Genomic DNA, 1,152 nt, shown 5'->3' with positions numbered 1-1,152 from the left:
GATGTCTACATATTGTCGTACAGAGGTTGCAATGGAAAGAGGAGAAGGATGTAAACTATATGATGTAGATGGTAAAGAGTATTTAGATTTATTTTCTGGCGTAGGAGTAAATGTATTAGGATACAATCATCCTAAAATTGTACAAACGACAATGGAACAAGTTACAAAATCGTTGCATCTGCCGTTTCATTTTTTAAATCCAGTTGCGATTGAATATGCAAAGAAATTAGTGGATTGCTCATTAAAAAACGGAAAGGTCTTTTTTACAAACTCTGGTACGGAAGCGACAGAAACAACTTTGAAATTAATTGATAAATATAGAGCTAATACGAATGAAGAACGTGAAGGAATTGTAGTGCTGAAGAATAGTTTCCATGGGCGTACGTTAGGGGCACTTCATTTTACGAGACAAGAAAGTGTATATCAAAATTTCCCTAAAACATCGATTCCTGTATATGAAGTAGAGCGCGAAAATATAGACCAATTAGAGGAGACTATTATTAAAGAAAAACCAATTGCGATTATGCTAGAGCCTGTTTTAGGAAGTGGAGGAATTTATCCTTTATCAAGTGAATATTTACATGGTGTTCAATATTTATGTGAAAAATATAATGTACTTCTTGTCGTTGATGAAGTTCAAAGTGGTATGGGTAGAACGGGAAAACTATTTGCTTATCAAAATTTTAATATTACACCAGATATTATTCAAATTGGTAAAGGAGCAGGAGGCGGGATACCGCTAGGAGGAATTATTGTAGGCAAAAAGTTATGTGATGTATTTTCACCAGGAGATCACGGGACAACGTTTGCTCATTCATCAATGGGAACGGCTTTAGGGTTAACGGTATTAAACACATTGATTGAAGATGGTTTAATGCACGAAGCGTATGAAACGTCACTATATTTAAATGATAAATTACAAGAAATTCAGAAAGAAAACTCTTATTATATTCAGGAAGTACGTCATGCTGGCATGATGTTTGGAATTAGTCTGAATGATACGAATGAAAATGTGAAGAAATTACAGGTTGAGCTAATGAATAAAGGAATGTTAGTCGATGTAACACAAGGGAATATTATTCGATTACTTCCGCCGTATATTATTACAAAAGAGGAAATTGATGCATTTATTACTCAATTTATTACTTGTAT

General features: G+C 33.8%; 1 protein-coding gene. It reads left to right on the top strand.

Annotated features, from left to right (window positions below):
• Nucleotide 1: 1 nt before the first annotated feature.
• Nucleotides 2–1,152: aspartate aminotransferase family protein (locus tag ACQGS6_RS28985; RefSeq protein WP_426966070.1), on the top strand; the 1,151-nt coding region annotated here is incomplete at its 3' end.

This window comes from Bacillus sp. GMs2/2 (genome assembly GCF_050172095.1).
In the GTDB taxonomy this organism is placed as follows: domain Bacteria; phylum Bacillota; class Bacilli; order Bacillales; family Bacillaceae_G; genus Bacillus_A; species Bacillus_A cereus.
The sequence above is the reverse complement of the archived record's forward strand: the minus strand, read 5'-3'. Positions and strand labels throughout refer to the sequence as shown.